This window comes from Pseudomonas mucidolens, from assembly GCF_900106045.1.
In the GTDB taxonomy this organism is placed as follows: Bacteria; Pseudomonadota; Gammaproteobacteria; order Pseudomonadales; family Pseudomonadaceae; genus Aquipseudomonas; species Aquipseudomonas mucidolens.
In genome coordinates, this window is the sequence record NZ_LT629802.1 from 2266016 (window position 1) to 2281333 (window position 15318).

Annotated in this window: 13 protein-coding genes and 1 pseudogene; 7 read left to right on the plus strand and 7 right to left on the minus strand. The window is 61.4% G+C overall.

The genetic code is table 11. The annotated features are described in order from the left end of the window. Positions 1 to 35 precede the first annotated feature (35 nt). Positions 36 to 1148: pseudogene (locus tag BLU75_RS27840) on the minus strand (pyridoxal phosphate-dependent decarboxylase family protein); the annotation flags it as partial. A 363-nt stretch (positions 1149 to 1511) separates the two neighbouring features. On the opposite strand from BLU75_RS27840, the gene BLU75_RS10525 reads away from it, so the two are divergent. Then, positions 1512 to 1943: a PaaI family thioesterase gene (locus BLU75_RS10525; RefSeq protein ID WP_084376640.1), complete on the plus strand. Its 432-nt coding sequence runs from the start codon at positions 1512 to 1514 to the stop codon at positions 1941 to 1943. A 3-nt stretch (positions 1944 to 1946) separates the two neighbouring features. After that, positions 1947 to 2960: a zinc-dependent alcohol dehydrogenase gene (locus BLU75_RS10530; protein WP_084376639.1), complete on the plus strand. Its 1014-nt coding sequence runs from the start codon at positions 1947 to 1949 to the stop codon at positions 2958 to 2960. On the opposite strand, the gene BLU75_RS10535 is transcribed toward BLU75_RS10530, so the two are convergent. Together BLU75_RS10535 and BLU75_RS10540 are read right to left on the minus strand one after the other, a co-directional pair. Next, positions 2953 to 3432: a MarR family winged helix-turn-helix transcriptional regulator gene (locus tag BLU75_RS10535; RefSeq protein ID WP_084376848.1), complete on the minus strand. Its 480-nt coding sequence runs from the start codon at positions 3430 to 3432 to the stop codon at positions 2953 to 2955. The two genes, BLU75_RS10530 and BLU75_RS10535, sit on opposite strands and share 8 nt — an antisense overlap. A 77-nt stretch (positions 3433 to 3509) precedes the next feature. Beyond that, positions 3510 to 4325, minus strand: a complete 816-nt coding sequence (locus BLU75_RS10540; RefSeq protein ID WP_084376638.1) for an SDR family NAD(P)-dependent oxidoreductase — start codon at positions 4323 to 4325, stop codon at positions 3510 to 3512. 47 nt (positions 4326 to 4372) lie between these two features. Between BLU75_RS10540 and BLU75_RS10545 the strand changes: the two genes are divergently transcribed. Beyond that, complete coding sequence (locus BLU75_RS10545) at positions 4373 to 4750, plus strand: winged helix-turn-helix transcriptional regulator (RefSeq protein ID WP_084376637.1); 378 nt, start codon at positions 4373 to 4375, stop codon at positions 4748 to 4750. A 138-nt stretch (positions 4751 to 4888) separates the two neighbouring features. On the opposite strand, the gene BLU75_RS10550 is transcribed toward BLU75_RS10545, so the two are convergent. The 4 genes from BLU75_RS10550 to BLU75_RS27255 form a co-directional block, all read right to left on the minus strand. Beyond that, complete coding sequence (locus BLU75_RS10550; protein ID WP_084376636.1) at positions 4889 to 6943, minus strand: S9 family peptidase; 2055 nt, start codon at positions 6941 to 6943, stop codon at positions 4889 to 4891. A 40-nt stretch (positions 6944 to 6983) separates the two neighbouring features. Further along, positions 6984 to 8324, minus strand: a complete 1341-nt coding sequence (locus BLU75_RS10555) for a serine hydrolase domain-containing protein (protein WP_157720763.1) — start codon at positions 8322 to 8324, stop codon at positions 6984 to 6986. An 18-nt stretch (positions 8325 to 8342) separates the two neighbouring features. Next, positions 8343 to 9488: an NAD(P)/FAD-dependent oxidoreductase gene (locus BLU75_RS10560; RefSeq protein WP_084376634.1), complete on the minus strand. Its 1146-nt coding sequence runs from the start codon at positions 9486 to 9488 to the stop codon at positions 8343 to 8345. 88 nt (positions 9489 to 9576) lie between these two features. After that, complete coding sequence (locus BLU75_RS27255) at positions 9577 to 10323, minus strand: helix-turn-helix domain-containing protein (RefSeq protein WP_172832073.1); 747 nt, start codon at positions 10321 to 10323, stop codon at positions 9577 to 9579. A 150-nt stretch (positions 10324 to 10473) separates the two neighbouring features. On the opposite strand from BLU75_RS27255, the gene BLU75_RS10570 reads away from it, so the two are divergent. The 4 genes from BLU75_RS10570 to BLU75_RS10585 all read left to right on the plus strand — a co-directional run bounded on the left by BLU75_RS10570 (position 10474) and on the right by BLU75_RS10585 (position 15212). Next, entirely contained in the window at positions 10474 to 12132 is a 1659-nt protein-coding gene (locus BLU75_RS10570) for a serine hydrolase domain-containing protein (RefSeq protein WP_084376633.1), read from the plus strand. Positions 12133 to 12134: 2 nt separating this feature from the next. After that, positions 12135 to 13133, plus strand: a complete 999-nt coding sequence (locus BLU75_RS10575; protein WP_084376632.1) for a dipeptidase — start codon at positions 12135 to 12137, stop codon at positions 13131 to 13133. 112 nt (positions 13134 to 13245) lie between these two features. Then, positions 13246 to 13605, plus strand: a complete 360-nt coding sequence (locus BLU75_RS10580) for a RidA family protein (protein ID WP_084376631.1) — start codon at positions 13246 to 13248, stop codon at positions 13603 to 13605. A 182-nt stretch (positions 13606 to 13787) separates the two neighbouring features. Continuing rightward, the gene (locus tag BLU75_RS10585; RefSeq protein ID WP_084376630.1) at positions 13788 to 15212 is read left to right on the plus strand and encodes a carbohydrate porin; all 1425 of its coding nucleotides are present in this window, start codon (positions 13788 to 13790) and stop codon (positions 15210 to 15212) included. Positions 15213 to 15318 lie beyond the last annotated feature (106 nt).

A 15318-nucleotide genomic window follows, 5' to 3' on the forward strand; every position in this document is an offset into this window, starting at 1 on the left:
AGTATTTCATAGCCATACGCCGCAAGCCCCTGGGCGAACTGCAAGGCCTGCCGACAATATTGCGCAACCAATGCTACGAGGCCGTCGCGTCCCAGATGCAGGAGTGCAGCCCATATTTCTACACCCCGTGCCCGCCTGGACGATTCAGGCGTGTAGTGGGAAGGCTCGCGGTCGCCTTCCACCCCGCCGGCCAGATAAGCAGCACTCATCGACATCGCGGCCCGTAGATAGGCCGCCTGGCGAACCAACACAATCCCACTGTCATAGGGCACGTTAAGCCATTTGTGCCCGTCGGTCGCCCAGGAGTCGGCCTCGGCGAAACCATCGGTGAGCACACTCAAGGCCGGGTTGGCCAGCGCCCAGAGCCCCAAGGCACCGTCCACATGCACCCAGGCACCCGCGGCCCTGGCGAGCCGGCACACCTCGGCTGCCGGGTCGAAATCACCGGTGTTCACATTTCCGGCCTGGATGCAGACGATCGTACGGTCATCCAGCGTTGGCATCTGATCGACTTGCAACCTTCCACGTTTATCGGTGGGAACGCGGATAACGCACTCGCGCCCCAGCCCCAGTAGCGCGAGGGCTTTCAGGACGGTGACGTGAATTTCTTCACTGACCACCACGCGCAATTGTGGCGCTCCATACAGTCCCAGGGCTTCCACATCCCAACCCTGGCGCGCCAATAGCGCGTGACGCGCGGCAGCCAGTGCGCTGAAGCTTGCCATCGACGCACCACTGACAAAGGCCCCCGCTGTTTCCGGCGGCAGGCCAAACAACTCGCGCAGCCAGAGCAACGACACATCCTCAAGGGTTGCCGCTATCGGAGAAGTCCAGCGAAAGCACGCATTCTGGTCCCACGCGGTGGCCAACCAATTGGCCGCCACGGTCACCGGCAACGCGCCGCCAATCACCAAACCAAAATAGCGTCCGCCAGCTGTCGCGACCGTTGCAGGCGAACCAATTTCATCCAACTGGCGCACGACCTCCAGCGCATCGACACCTTTGTACGGCAAGCCGTGGCGCAGTTCTTCGAGTCGCTGCACGGCCCTGGATGAAGCCAGAATCGGACGGAACTTGATGCCCTGCAAGTAACCTGCAGCTCTCTCGCAGGCGTCTTGCAGAATGATCTGTGTTGGTGCTTTTTCCATGGCCGGCCCCAAACATCGCGTTGATTTGTTCGACGCCTAACCTATCAGACCTTACGGCAATCAGCTACCATCCAGAAGGTAGGTTTTACAAAGTGACGGCGCAAGAACTCAAGCCCCAGGCCTGAAAAGAACTGCCGATGAATACCCGGGTTACTGAAGTATTTTTGCGCACGGCAAACCCCGCAACGGGATAGCTTGCACGCCCTGCACATTCACACATCAACACTATTGACTTGAAAAGGCCGCAACGTTTAGCGTGTGTTGCGACGCACCCATGACATCCCCGACGCACCTCACCAATAATTCCCGAAGGACGGCTCGGCGTACCACGCCCAGCGGCCCGACCACAGCAGGAAGATACCTATGAGCGAACCCGAAGCTACCGGTCTCCAGGCATTGCGTGCGCTGATTCGCGCAGAGGTCCCAAACCCTTCCATCGGTATAACCATGGGCCTCACAGCCGTTGATGTGAGTACCGGGAGGATCACGCTCCAAGCCTGCCCCGACGACCGCCATCTGAACCCGGCGGGAGCGGTGCATGGCGGTTTCGCCGCCACCTGTCTTGACGGCGCTGCTGCGCTGGCGTTGTTCTCGACCCTGGACATCAGCACCCCGCATTCCACCGTGGATCTCAACGTCAAGTACGTGCGACCGCTGCGCGCCGGCCACACCTACCGGGTAGACGGCTGGGTGGTGGAGCGTACCCGAAGCCTGGCGATATGCGACGCTCAGGTGGTGGATGAGCACGGCAAGCTGTTCGCCAAAGCCACGACGACATTCGTCGTGGGAGGCTGAGCGATGAAAGCACTCACCGTGCAAGGCCCTGGCCAGTTGGTGTGGGTGGAGGCGCCGACGCCGAGGCTTTCCGGCCCCCGCAGCGCGCTGGTCCGCCCGATTGCTTCCGCCTCATGTGATCTGGACCGGCGCTTGATCGCCGGTGTCACGCCGTTCAAGCCACCGTTTGCGCTTGGCCACGAATGCGTGGCAGAGGTGCTACAGGTGGGCGACGCCGTGACATCCGTGCGACGGGGCGACCTGGTATGCGTCCCCTGGAAAATCGCCTGCGGAACGTGCAAGCAGTGCCACGCCGGACGCGCTACCGCCTGCACGTCGGTGCCACGCCACGCGGCTTACGGCGTGCCGGCTGGCGGCGACTGGGGCGGGCTGTTTTCCGAGGTGGTCGACGTGCCGTTCGCCGACGCGATGCTGGTGCCCCTGCCTCCCGGCATCAACCCGTTGGCGGCGGCCAGCGCCAGCGACAACCTCACCGACGCCTGGGTGGCCACCAGCCGCCCGATCAGTGCCAGGGAGGATGCGCGGGTGCTGGTAGTGGGTGGCACGGAAAGTCTGGGTGTGCTGGCAGTGCAAATGGCCGTCGCAGCTGGCGCCGCGAGCGTGGACTACCTGGATGACAATGATTACCGGCGAGACCTCGCGTCACGCAGCGGCGCCAGCGTGGAGCTGGAATCGGTGCTCGATGAGCGCTACGACGTCGTGGTGTCGGCCACACGCGATCCCCGGGCACTGCATCGAGGCTTGCTGGCGCTGGCGCCGGGCGGGCATTGCTCATGCATCGGCATTATCTTCGAAGATCCGGTGATCCCGCTTTTCGGCATGTACCTGCGTGACGTGACGCTGTCGGTGGGTGTCTGCAATGTCCGCCCGCACATCCCCAAAGTGCTCGACCTTATCGGGAGCGGGCAGTGTGATCCCCTGCTGGTGAGCCCGACCGTGGTGTCACCGGACGAAGCGACCGAAGCGCTCCTGCAACCGCTCGCCAAGTGCATCATGGTGCGCGAACGCATCACTTGAGCGGCTCGTTCAGGTTATCCGCGAGTGCCGTCATGACGGTGGTCCATGCGTCCTGCCCTTTCGGTTTCACGCAATCGAGGGCTTGGCGCAGGACCTGACGCTCCAGCTCGGTGGCCGCCGCCTCGACGGCACCGCCCTGCTCCGTCAGCGCGAGCAATTTGAAGCGATGCCGCTCCGGCGCTCGGGTGTATTGCACCAATTGCTGCTCGAACAGGTGCTTCAAGGGACGATGCAAGGCCTGTTTGCTGACCCCCAGGGTCAGCGCCAGGTCGCCGACATTGATCTCGTCCGCCCGGGCAATAATGTAAAGCACGCGATGATGGACACGCGACAGCGCATGGGTGGCCAGGAACTGGTCAGCCTTGACCGTCAGGCCGCGAAAACCGAAATGCAGCAATTCCAGGGCAGTATCCAGCGGATGCAACGAACGCATCTGCACTGAAGCGCTGTTTATCTTTTTATTGATGACCATGCTGTCCGGCTCCCCCTGAATAGCAGCAAAGCCTAAGCCGTGCCAACCCTCCAGGCAACCCGGGCGCTTCGCAGTGCTCACAGAACCGGCGAAAGCCCTCCATCGACCCGCAGGTTCATGCCGGTGATGTACCCGGCAACCGGGCTGGCAAGGAACGCCACGGCGGCAGCGATCTCGTCCAGGCGCCCCACCCGGCCCACGGGCACCTGGGCGAACATCGGCAGCACGGCACGCTCTATCGCCTCCCACGGCGCATCTCTGCTCGCCACACCACGCTCTTCGGCGACATCACGAAAACGCGCATCGAGCGCCGCACTGTGAATGGTTCCGGGTGACACCGCATTAACCGTGATGCCATCGGCCGCAACGGCCTTGGCCATGGACAGCGTCATGGCGTTCATCGCCGCCTTGCACGCCGAGTAATCCGGCGCCGACGGCGGTGCCATCGTGGCTGCCAGGCTGGAAATACTGATGACCCGCCCCCAGTGCGCCGCACGCATCGCCGGCAGCAGCGCCGTGCTGACGCGCACCGCCGCGAGCACATTCCGATCATAGGCGGCCTGCCACGACTGAGGGCGCGTTGTGTCCCAATCCTCCTTGAGGCCACCGGAGCCGCCCGCGTTATTGATCAGAATATCAATGGAGCCGGCAAGCTCGTGTGCCGAATCGATCATCTGCCGGACTTGCTCATCGTCGGTAAGGTCGCCCACTACCACATGCGCGCGGCCACCGCGCATAATGATGTCGCCCGCGACTTTCTCGGCCTGCATCCTGTCACGGCCATGGACAATGACCACGGCGTTTTCCAGCGCAAGTTTCCTGGCGATGGCTTCACCAATACCTTTGCTGCTGCCGGTAATCAGTGCCGTTTTTGCGCCCAATTGCAGATCCACGTACCACCTCCTGACTAATCCTCGTTGTTTTCGCAAGGTAGAGTGAGATGACCGATCAGACCAGTACGCACTTTTATGTGCCCATCGGCGAAGACGAACGAGAGATCTGCCTCGGCCCCGAGGGCTCGGTAGCGCATGTCTCGCGTGTGGTTCGGATGATCCAGGGACGCTGGAAACTGCCGATTCTCTTCAGGCTCTATGCCGACCCATCCCTGCGCACCCTGCAGCTGAAACGCGACCTGCCAGGCATTTCCCAGAAGATGCTGACCGCGCATCTGCGCGAACTGGCCGAAGACGGGCTGATCGAGCGTATCGACTTCGGCGAGAAGCCCCTCAGGGTTGAATATCAATTATCGGATGCGGGCCGCAATTTCCTGCCCGTCCTGATAGCGATGCGCCGGTTTTCGCTCAAGCATCCGGCCTAGGTCCCGATTTTCAATCTTCCTGTTCCACGTTTTGGAGCCTGGTCTGGACAGGCCGTGATGCAGGCGCACACCTACGGATAGTGCGCATGCGTCAATGGCTAGCCTACCAACCAGTAGGAACCTGGTAACAAGCGCGAGCTACAGCCTGTCCGGAGTGCGACCGGGCATGTGTTTTTCAAACCACGCCATCACTCGCGCGGTAAAGTCGAAGATCGCCGGCATGCTTCGGATGCCATGGCCTTCGTGTGGATAGGTCAGCAGCACAGTCTCCACATCGGTACTGCCCTGCAAGGCCTTATGAAACTCCAGCGCCTGGCCCGCAGGGGTGATTTTGTCGAGCGCGCCGCAGATGTGGAGTGTGGGTGTCCTCACCCGCTCGGCATAGTGGATGGGGCTGCGGGTGAAATACTGACCCAGCGGGTCGCCCAACTTGTCGCTGAGAAACAGCTCGCAGAAGGTCGGCACATTGCAGGTCAAGTGCTGGCTGACCCAGTGAGTGACCGGCGCTATCGGCACGGCCGCGGCAAAGCGCCGGTCCTGGGTAATGAGCCAGGAGGTGATGTAGCCGCCATAACTGGTACCCATGACACCGATTCGCGCACGATCGATCACGCCCTGGGATTCGAGCGCATCCAACCCCGACAGATAATCGTAGGTATCGCGCCCGCCCATGTCGCCGAAGACCTTGCGCGCAAACTTCTGACCGCGCCCGCTGGATCCACGTGGGTTGGGCAGGAACAAGGCATAGCCGGCGGCAAGCGCCATCTGCAGCAGCGCCGAACGGCCAAGGTATTGCGGGCGCACGTACCATACCGGGCCGCCATGGACGTGCATGATGAGCGGATGCGGGCCGGCCCCTTTTGGCGTGATGAGCCAGCCATGCAGCGCTAGCCCATCTGGCGCCGTCCAGGTGAAGTCGCGCGCCGAAACGCCGAGCGCCTGTACACGCGCATCGACCTCCGGAGCGCCAACGGTGCGGATGGCACGCTCTGCACCGCCCTCGTACGCGACCAGGGTCGGCGCTGCCGAAAACGCTTCAACGAGACAGAGAAAATCCGCAGCTTGACGACCCAACGGCGCGATCTCGGGAAAAATCATACCGCTCGGCTGGCGCCGGCTGTCGCGCCACAACTCGCGGGCCGCACCCGTCTGCCGATCGAACAGCCCGGCGACATAATCCGGCCCCTGGCCCGCGCCAAAGAGCAGCGTGTCCTCATCACGCCAGATCAACTGAGTGACATCGGCATCGAGCGTCGCCGCGCTGGTCACCTCGCCACTTGCGACATCGATCAAGCGCAGATCACCGGCCACGAGGTTGCGATCACTGCAAACCGCTTCGATCACGGCCACCGTGTCGCCCGACGGTGATGCAACCACACAGTTGAGCTGGTCATCGGGCTTGAACAGGGTACGAAAATCACCGTTTTCGACGGCTATAAGGCGCACATCAGCGGTGTACCACCGCGTCTCCTCCGGCTGATCCGAGCATATCGCAACGATGTGATCAGGCCCTGCCCAACTGGCCTGCCAGACGTTGATACCAGGCAAAGTGACCCGCCGCACACGGTGTGTACCGACGTCATACACCCATGCACTGCGCCAGGGAGACGCCTCAGGCGCGCCCTCGACAGTCGGCGCCCAGTCCGCTTGCGCCTCGGCGTCACGCTCGAGACTGACCGCAACCGCCCCCTGCGCGCCTGCCAGGTCGGAGCCAAAGCCCGCCGTGCAGAGCAGCACGAACCTGCCGTCAGCCGACCATTCCAGCGACTCCACAAAACCGTCAACCTGTGGGCCGGCATGCTCGGCACCGGTGTCGATGCCGAGAATATGCAGGCGATTCACGTGAGCCTGCTCGCGATCCGACAGGAACGCGATCGAACTGCCGTCCGGCGACCATTTGGGGCTGCTATCCGAACCCAGTCCCCGGGTGAGAAGCTCAATATTCCCCGTAGCAAGGTCGACCAGCGCGATGCGCGTCGAGGGCTGGCCCTGGAGCGCCTCGCACACCACCGCCGTAGCGACCGCAGTGGCGCCGTCGGGGCTCGCCATCAGTTGGCTCAGGCTGGAGGCCTCGCCACTGCCGGGACGCAACCATGCGCTTGTCAGTTGTTGCGCTTCAATGAACGACCGATGGCCGCGAAAATCGTTCTGCATCATCTTTCCCGAAACACAAGGTTCAAGTGCGATTGGCATCGCGCCGTTTAAAACCCGCCCTCGAGGGCGAGCGGCCGTTTCAAACCACGCGATTGAAAATCCTCACCATCGCGCCCAGGCGTTGCATCTTCCCGCTCGCATCAGGATTGACGAACGCCAGCGGGAACGGATGCGCCACACCGCCCATGCTCATCTGAAACAGATGCTCGCCGGCCCGCTTCAACAGGAAGGCCGGGGCCTGGGCATTGTCGGTTTCATAGACATCCTGGCGTGCAACCATCCTGGCGCACAGTTGGTCGCCTTCGCGGTAGATATCGAATCGGAAAAGCTGATTCTCGAAACTGCCTTCATAAGGCGCAGTGTCGAAGTCTCCTTCGATGGGGGTCAGAGGTGCGGCCGTCGAACCCCAGCTTTCCAGGATCGGGTCGACGAGCGTCGCATCGAAAGCACCGTACTTGGAACAGTTGGTCAGCAGCGCGAACGCCTTGCCACTTTCGGGATGCGCGTAGAGCGCAGAATTGACACCCGGACCGCCACCGCCGTGAAACAGCACGCCGCCCTCCAGGATCATCCAGCCGAGGCCCACACGCCAGTTATGAGGCGAGATAAATCCAGTCGTCTCCTGAGCCATAAGCGACGCGCTGGCTTGGGACAAAATACGCGTACCGTTCACGCCAATGCCGCCATTGATCAGCGCCCGGGCGAAATTCACCAGGTCGGCGCCAGTCATCATCACCGTGGCGCCCGCCGGGGCAAAGCTCAGCGGCAGGAATGGCCGAGTGCTTTGAACCAGCTTGCCTGCTGTATCGACCTGATCGCCGACACTGACGCGGAACCGGGGCAGCTCGGTAATATCCGCCAACGAATGTTCAAGGCCCAGTGGCTCGAAAATCCGCGACTTGATCAGGCTGTACCAACTCTCTCCGCGAAGCTTCTGGGCGATGTAGCCAGCGATGACGGTGCCAACATTCGAATAGGCCGTGGCCTCGCCCGGCGGATGCAACTGTAACTTGGACGCGCAGTCCTCAATTGCATCGACGATGCGCTGCTCGTCAAAACCGAGATAGGCCGGGCAGTCATAGTCGATGCCGTTGGTGTGGTTGATGAGCATCCGGCAAGTAATCCTGGGCAGCGCCTGTGGATCACCCAGGCGCAACTCAGGCAGATGCTTGGCCACGGGATCATCGAGACTGATCAGCCCGTCGTCGACCAACTGCATGAAGAGCGTGGCGTTCAGCACCTTGGTGATCGAGCCGATGTGCATCAGCGTGTCGAGCGTCACCGGGTCACCGGTCACGCTGTTGCGCAAGCCACCAACGGCGCTGTGCAGTTGCTCGCCGTCCCAATAAGCGAAGGATGCGCCGGTGACTTCACCGCTTCTGGTGAGGTCGCCGATGACGGTAGCGAAATCGTGGGTCATGACCATGTCCTTTTCAGGTTAATTATTGTTGTAGGCACTGAAACGCGCAGGCGAGAGCATGTGCTCCTCAAGACCGAAGTCGATGAGGTCTTTCGACAGCTTGCCGTCGGCGCAAAGTGCAGCCGTCAAGCGCCCCAGCGCCGCGGCGGTCTGTATGCCGTAGCCGCCCTGCCCGACCAGCCAGAAGAAGCCCTTTGCGACGGGGTCGAAGCCGGCGACCGGCGTACGGTCCTGGCTGAACACCCGCAGCCCTGCCCAACTGTTCATGACCCGACGAACCTGCGCGCCCGTCGCTTGTTCGAAGCGGTCCACGGCGATGGCCACATCGAGTTCCTCCGGCTGCGCATCGCATGGCGGTGAATCAGTTTCGTCGGCAGGCGAGATCAGCAGCAGGCCGGCATCCGGCTTGAAATAAAACTGCTCATCGATCGCCACCGACGCAGGCCAATGTGTGGCGTCCAGGCCAGCTGGCACATTGACCAGCGCTGCCGTGCGACGCTTGGGTTGCAGGCCGAGCGGTGCGACGCCGGCACTGCGCGCCACCTCGTCGCCCCATGCACCTGCCGCGTTGACCACCACCGGCGCGCGATAACTGCCGCTGTGGGTATTTACCAGCCAGGTGCCTTCACTATAGGAGAGCGTTTCAATGCGCGAGGCGGTCAAGATTTCCGTACCCTGCGCACGCGCCTGACGCAGGAAACCTTGATGCAGCGCGTCGACGTCGATATCCGCCGAGCCGGTTTCCAGCACAGCGCCGCCCAGGTAGCCCGCGCGGAATGCAGGCACACGTTCTTGCGCCTGCTCTGGCGTCAGTATCACCGTTCTGCTCGCTACATCGGGATCAAGGCGGAAACGCTCCAGCAGGTCCAGTTGGTCGCGCGTGCCGAAAAACAGCGTGTCTCGTGGCGTCACCAACGGCCCCGGCGCAAACCCGGCGGGCGGTTCGAACAGGAAGCGGCGGCTGGCGCGGGTGAGGCAACGCACAACGGCGTTGCCGTAGATTTCCGAGAAGAGCGCGGCGGAGCGGCCGGTGGAGTGATAGCCGGGATGGTCCTCGGTCTCGAACAGGAGCACCGAGCCCCGCGCGGCCAGATGGGCCGCCGCTGAAGCGCCGGCGATGCCGGCGCCGATTACGACGAAATCAACTTCCCTGACTTGACTCATTTACTGCCACCTCTAGAAGATTGCTAAAGGTCGACTATACGAAATAAAAATGCCAAAAGGGAAATTTATTTTCCATAACAACTGAGCCTTACTTCGCTCGTGGTGAGCGTCGCGGGCTGGCATCGCTCGGCTGCCCCTCGGCTGCAGCGGTACCCTTCTCGGACATTGAAACAAAGGTGTCGATCACCGGTTCCACACTACCCCGCGGCGCAGCCGCCGCTACGATGCGGCAAGGCACGTCGCTGGCCTTGAGATAGGCGTGCCCCATCTCGCTGTCAAAGTACAGCGAGTCGCCCGCGCACAGACGTATTGGCGCGTAGAGGTCGGTACAGAACTCCACTTCACCCTCGATGATGTACACGAACTCCTCGCCCGGATGGCGGATGAAGTCACCGAACTCCGCCAGGAACTCATCCATGGTGCGCGCATGCACTTCGACGACCATCGGTGTCATCTTTTTGTGCAGCAGTTCCGTGGCAAGATAAGTCTGGCTGTAGCTGCGGGTTTCCACGTGCTGGCCCTCGCCTGCGCGCAACACGACCCGGCGGCCAATACTGATGGGCGCCGGAGCGGGCGCCTGGGGCGGGCTGCCCAGCAGCTCCGTCATATCGACGTCCAGGCCACGGCTGATCGCCGCGAGCTTGTCGAAAGAAGGCGATATGTGGCCAGCCTCCAGCTTCGACAAGGCCGAGGCAGCCAGACCGGTCTTTGCGCTCAGTTGTGCAAGGGTCATGTCCGCACTGCGACGCAATGCGCGGATGGTTGCACCGGGGTTGCTGTTGCGATTATCTGTATGTGTATCAGTCATTTTCGGGATGGAGTCGGTGATTTTCATGGTGCGCACTGTAGCAGGCACATTCCATTCCCCCAAGTAAAACGCATCACATGAAACACTCGTATGGAAATTTATATTCCGATACAGAAACTTTGTTGCTAGGCTGTGACAACAGAAAAAGTAAAAAAGTCGCTGCTCACAAGGATTCTCATGAACATTGCAGATTCCCCCGACCACACCAACGCAGGCAAGACCGGCGTTCGCGCACTGGACGACCTCTTCCAGGCATTCAACCGCAGCGATGCGCCGGGCCTGGTCGTCGGCGTCGCGCAGCATGGCAATACCCTGTACCGCCGAGCCTTTGGCCTGGCCAGCGTAGAACTGGGTGTCGCCAACACACCCTGGACACGTATGCGTATCGGCTCGACCAGCAAGCATTTCACGTGCCTGGCCGTACTGCTGCTCGCCGAGGAAGGCAAGGTCGATCCCGATGCCAGCGTGCGCCGTTATCTCCCCGAACTCCCCCCACTGCACGGCGAGCCAAGCTTGCGTCAGTTGATGTCGCATACCGGTGGCTATCGTTGCCATCTCGACCTGGAATTCATCGCCAGTGGCATGGCAATGCAACCGAAAGGCACTGCGCTGACAACACTGCTGCGCCAGACGGCCGCCAACTTCGCACCGGGCGAATCCAGCCTGTACTGCAATGGCGGTTATCACCTGCTGTCCCTTGTCGTCGCGCGAATCAGCGGCATTTCCTTCGAACAATTCATGCATGAGCGGATTTTCGCGCCGTTGAGCATGGTGGACACCGCCTCGGTACCGAGCGACCTGGAGATCCACCGTGGCATGGCGACGCTGCATCTGCCCAAACCCGACGGCAGTTGGACGCGTGGAATCTTCCCCAGCGAAGAGCTGCTCGGCGAAGGCGCAATCATCTCGACGCTGGACGACATGCTGCGATGGCTCGCCCACCTGCGCGGTACCAAGACAGTCGGCAGCGAAGCCACCTGGGCGCAAATGAAGACACTTTCGCGACTGAACGACGGCAGCACTGCGCCTTATGCCCTCGGGCTGATGCGGCACGATTACCGTGGCCTCGACATCATCCATCATGCCGGCGGCGTGATCGGTGGTTCGTCGCAGATGCTGACCGTGCCGAGCCACGAACTCGACGTGATCATTATGACCAACGGCGCAATGGCGAATCCTATCGAACTCGCCAATCAAATCGTCGACGCGATGCTCGGCGAAGCGCTCGGCCCTCGCACAGAGAAGGCCGCGGCAGAACGCTTCCGCCCGCTGCCGGGCACCCGCTACCACGCCAAGCGCACTGGCCATGTGATTGGCTTCAATGAGGTGGGCGGCAAGCTGGGTTTGGCGTTCCTGAACAGCCCGGCAATCCCCCTGACAGATGCTGGCGATACACTGCGCATCGGTTTCCAGGAGCTGGCTGCGGGCCCGTTGAGCCTGCCCGTCGCGCAATTGGCAGGCATCGTGGAAGCACCGACCACGCTCCAGTTCAGCGAGGCCGGGAACACCTCGACATTCGAACGCCTCCCGGCTGTCGCACCGTCGCTGGCGGAAGTGGGCGCGGCCCTGGTCGGGCGCTATCACGCCACCGATCTTGGCGCGGACGCCGAGATCCGTTTCGACGGCAATGCCCTCAATCTGTATGTCTACGGCGCCCACGCGGTCTCGGTGCTGCCGCTCGAAGCCTTCAGTGCCGAGGTTTTCGGCCTGGTGTCGTCGATCGCCGTCCTGTCCCTGCGCGGGGTACTCAACGTCGAACGCAAGGACGGCCGCGTCACGGGCTTTTTCATCCACACCATGCGCACGCGACATTTGCCATTCGTACGGAGAGACTGACGATGAAAGCGCCTTCACAAAACACCTCTTCGCCGCTGTCCTCGATGCTGGTGTGGGACAACCATGCGTGCATGCCCTTGCGTCCGCACGACGTAGGTTTCCTCGATCAGCTTGAATGGCATCGCCTCAGCGGTACCGACGTGGTGATGCTCAACGTCGGCTTCGGCGACGACTCGATCGAGTCGCACCTGCGCATGCTCGCCACGTTTCGCGCCTGGCTCGCAGCGCGCCCCGAGCACTACCGGTTGATCCGATCGGTCGCGGATATCCACGCAGCACGGGCCGCCAGACAACTGGCCGTGGGGTTCGACATCGAAGGCGCCAACGCGATCGGCGACCAGCTCAGCCTGATCGAACTGTACCGCGACCTCGGCGTGCGCTGGATGCTGCTGGCCTACAACCAGAACAATCGCGCCGGCGGCGGTTGCCAGGATGACGATCCCGGCCTGAGCGCGTTCGGTCGCTCGATGCTGGAGGAAATGGCACGTGTCGGCATGATCGGTTGCTGCTCGCATACGGGCTACCGCACGGCGCGTGAGGCGATCGATGCATCGCCTGCGCCATTGATTTTCTCGCACTCGAACCCGCGCGCGTTATACGAGCATCCGCGCAACATTCCCGACGAACTAATCCGCGCCTGCGCCGCACGCGGCGGCGTGATCGGCATCAATGGGATCGGCCTGTTCCTGGGCGGTAACGACGCGTCGCCGGCCAATGTAGCGCGGCACGTCATGTATGTGGCCGAACTGGTCGGCGTCGAGCATGTCGGCATCGGACTGGATTTCATGCACGACAGCGATGAAATCGATGAGTACCTCGCCGCGAACCCCGACAAGTTCCCGCCCCACCTTGGTTACGGCGCGGGCATGCAGATGATGGCTCCGGCGGCGCTTCCAGATTTGGCGACGGAGTTAAGCAGGCGGGGAATGGCCGACGCTGAACTGAGCGCTGTGTTCGGCGGCAATTGGCTGCGACTGGCCGAGCAGATCTGGCACGACTAAACAGTCCGCCACAAGAGAACCGTAATCAAGCCGCCCTCCCCGCGGGGCCGGGCCGGCTTTGCTGTGGGTGCTTCACAGATTCGACAACAATTCATTCACCGAGAGAACCGCTATGAGCAACCTTCAACGCTTCGACGTCGGCCCGCGCATCTCCCAGATCGCCACCCATAACGGCGTCGCCTACCTTGCCGGCCAGATCCCCTCCGACATGAGTGCGGACGTGCATGGCCAGACAACCCAAGTGCTGAACGCAATCGATGCGTTGCTGGTGCGCGTCGGCACGGACAAGACACACATCCTGCGAGCCGAGATTTTCCTGGCTGATATATCCGACTTTGCGCAGATGAACGCTGCCTGGGACGAATGGGTTCCAGCCGGCCATGCACCGCCGCGGGCGACGGTGGAAGCGCGCTTGGCGATGCCGGAAATCAAAGTGGAAATTGTTGTGACGGCGGCGGTGCGGGCAGGCTGATGTCGTCGACTGTATGAGGACGAATTGGTCATTCGCCCACATGTTCGCCGGGGCCGTTGCGCTCCGGTGGACTGCTCCAAAAGGGTCAGCTTCACCGACCCTGCTACAGGTTCTTCCGAGTGTGAGTGCTGTTTCACGGCAGCGTACCTACAACCCAACACAAAAAAAAGAAAGGAAATCAGATGAACAATGTCATCGCGCATTTACCCTTCGACTTAAAAAAATTCGGAGCGCAAAAAATCAACTCACTCATCAAAGCCAAGGCACCCGCAAGCTGGCAATCGCCAGGCCTGCGCATCGCCAATGCCTTGTTGATTTCTCTCGTGTTCATCGGGTCGAGTGCGAACGCCAGTGAAGACAAAACCACCGAAGCCGTAGTCGCTGCTGAAGCGCCTGCATGTCTGAAATACGACAAATACAACTACACCGGCTCCGAGTCACCCTTCCCCTCCAACTGCGAATCTATATTCCCGGAGCTGGGAGGGTTTCGCGAGTCGATGTATAACGCGGGGTGGAGTTCACAGCTCATCCTGACCACAGGCCTCACTTACGATATCAAGAGTCACGATCGCGAGACGCAGGTGTACAGCGGACAGCGGCTCTCTTCGACGTCGACCGGCAGCCTTTTGGTCAACCACGACCTGGGGCGATACGGGCTTCCCGAGGGTTCCTTGTTTACCCTCGGTGCCTCCCTCGCCTACAGCAGCTTCCGTGGCGATGGTCTTCGCGAGGGCTTTATCAGTCAGCTGTCCGCACGCCTGCCCTTTTATGATGACCGGGTGATTGTGCAGTTTGGTTACTTCAGTCTGGCAGGCCAGTTCTACGGCACTCTCCTGGGCAACAACATTGCCGCATCGACGCTTGGCCCAAGCAGTGGACTGCTGGCTCAAACCGGCGCCCAGGGCTTCAAACCATCACCGGCGTTCGATGTTCGTCTCTACTCCGAAGACAAGCGTTTTTACAACCACTTCGGCGTGGCGCGAAGCATCAGCCCTGAAGGCTTGTTTCCTGATTCGGATGACAATCGCTCGGGGCTGAAATTCAATACTAAAAACGCCAGGGCTGTCGCCATTGACGAGGTTGGTTATCGAATCGAAGCAGGCCCCAACCAAAAGAAAATCTGGCTGCGTGGCGGCGTTGTGTATAACAACTCCGAGTACACCCGGCTGGACGAGCCAGACCAGAAATCCAATAACCACGGGGCCTACATCGTAGGTGACCTGCAGTTGACACAACCGAACTCGGCACTGCCTTACAAAGGCTGGTACGTGAACGCCTATGTCAACAAGGGCTCGGAAAACGTCAACTACTTGCCGGGTGCTTTCGGCGGCTCGCTTTACAGCCTGGCGCCGTTTGAATCGCGTCCGTATGACCTGTTCGCCATCGGCGCATCGAAGAACCAATACAGCAAGTACGCAAGGCGCAATGCGTCAGCGGCAAACCTGGATTACGCCGATGCGTCCACCAGCCTGTCGGTTTCGTACGCCTACCGGGTGAGTCGCGGCATCTATCTTCAAACCGCCCTGATTCATTTGGACAACCCTACGTTCGCACCAAAACGAGACAGCTCTTTGAACGCCTATACCACCCTGGTTCTGGTGTTCTAAACCCTCGTCCTTGGTCGTCGCTGGTTGTACCTGCGACTTCAATGCATGACATCCGACCAGGTGGCTACCAAGCCACCTGATCGGAGCGCCTCCCTCCACCCACTGT

What these genes read in the sequence shown, in the direction of transcription:
- BLU75_RS10545 (WP_084376637.1), top strand. Translation starts at nt 4,373, where the DNA reads ATGACCGATCAGACCAGTACGCACTTTTATGTGCCCATCGGCGAAGAC.
- BLU75_RS10550 (WP_084376636.1), bottom strand. Translation starts at nt 6,943, where the DNA reads ATGCCAATCGCACTTGAACCTTGTGTTTCGGGAAAGATGATGCAGAAC.
- BLU75_RS10585 (WP_084376630.1), top strand. Translation starts at nt 13,788, where the DNA reads ATGAACAATGTCATCGCGCATTTACCCTTCGACTTAAAAAAATTCGGA.
- BLU75_RS10530 (WP_084376639.1), top strand. Translation starts at nt 1,947, where the DNA reads ATGAAAGCACTCACCGTGCAAGGCCCTGGCCAGTTGGTGTGGGTGGAG.
- BLU75_RS10555 (WP_157720763.1), bottom strand. Translation starts at nt 8,324, where the DNA reads ATGACCCACGATTTCGCTACCGTCATCGGCGACCTCACCAGAAGCGGT.
- BLU75_RS10570 (WP_084376633.1), top strand. Translation starts at nt 10,474, where the DNA reads ATGAACATTGCAGATTCCCCCGACCACACCAACGCAGGCAAGACCGGC.
- BLU75_RS10525 (WP_084376640.1), top strand. Translation starts at nt 1,512, where the DNA reads ATGAGCGAACCCGAAGCTACCGGTCTCCAGGCATTGCGTGCGCTGATT.
- BLU75_RS10575 (WP_084376632.1), top strand. Translation starts at nt 12,135, where the DNA reads ATGAAAGCGCCTTCACAAAACACCTCTTCGCCGCTGTCCTCGATGCTG.
- BLU75_RS10535 (WP_084376848.1), bottom strand. Translation starts at nt 3,432, where the DNA reads ATGGTCATCAATAAAAAGATAAACAGCGCTTCAGTGCAGATGCGTTCG.
- BLU75_RS10560 (WP_084376634.1), bottom strand. Translation starts at nt 9,488, where the DNA reads ATGAGTCAAGTCAGGGAAGTTGATTTCGTCGTAATCGGCGCCGGCATC.
- BLU75_RS10580 (WP_084376631.1), top strand. Translation starts at nt 13,246, where the DNA reads ATGAGCAACCTTCAACGCTTCGACGTCGGCCCGCGCATCTCCCAGATC.
- BLU75_RS27255 (WP_172832073.1), bottom strand. Translation starts at nt 10,323, where the DNA reads ATGAAAATCACCGACTCCATCCCGAAAATGACTGATACACATACAGAT.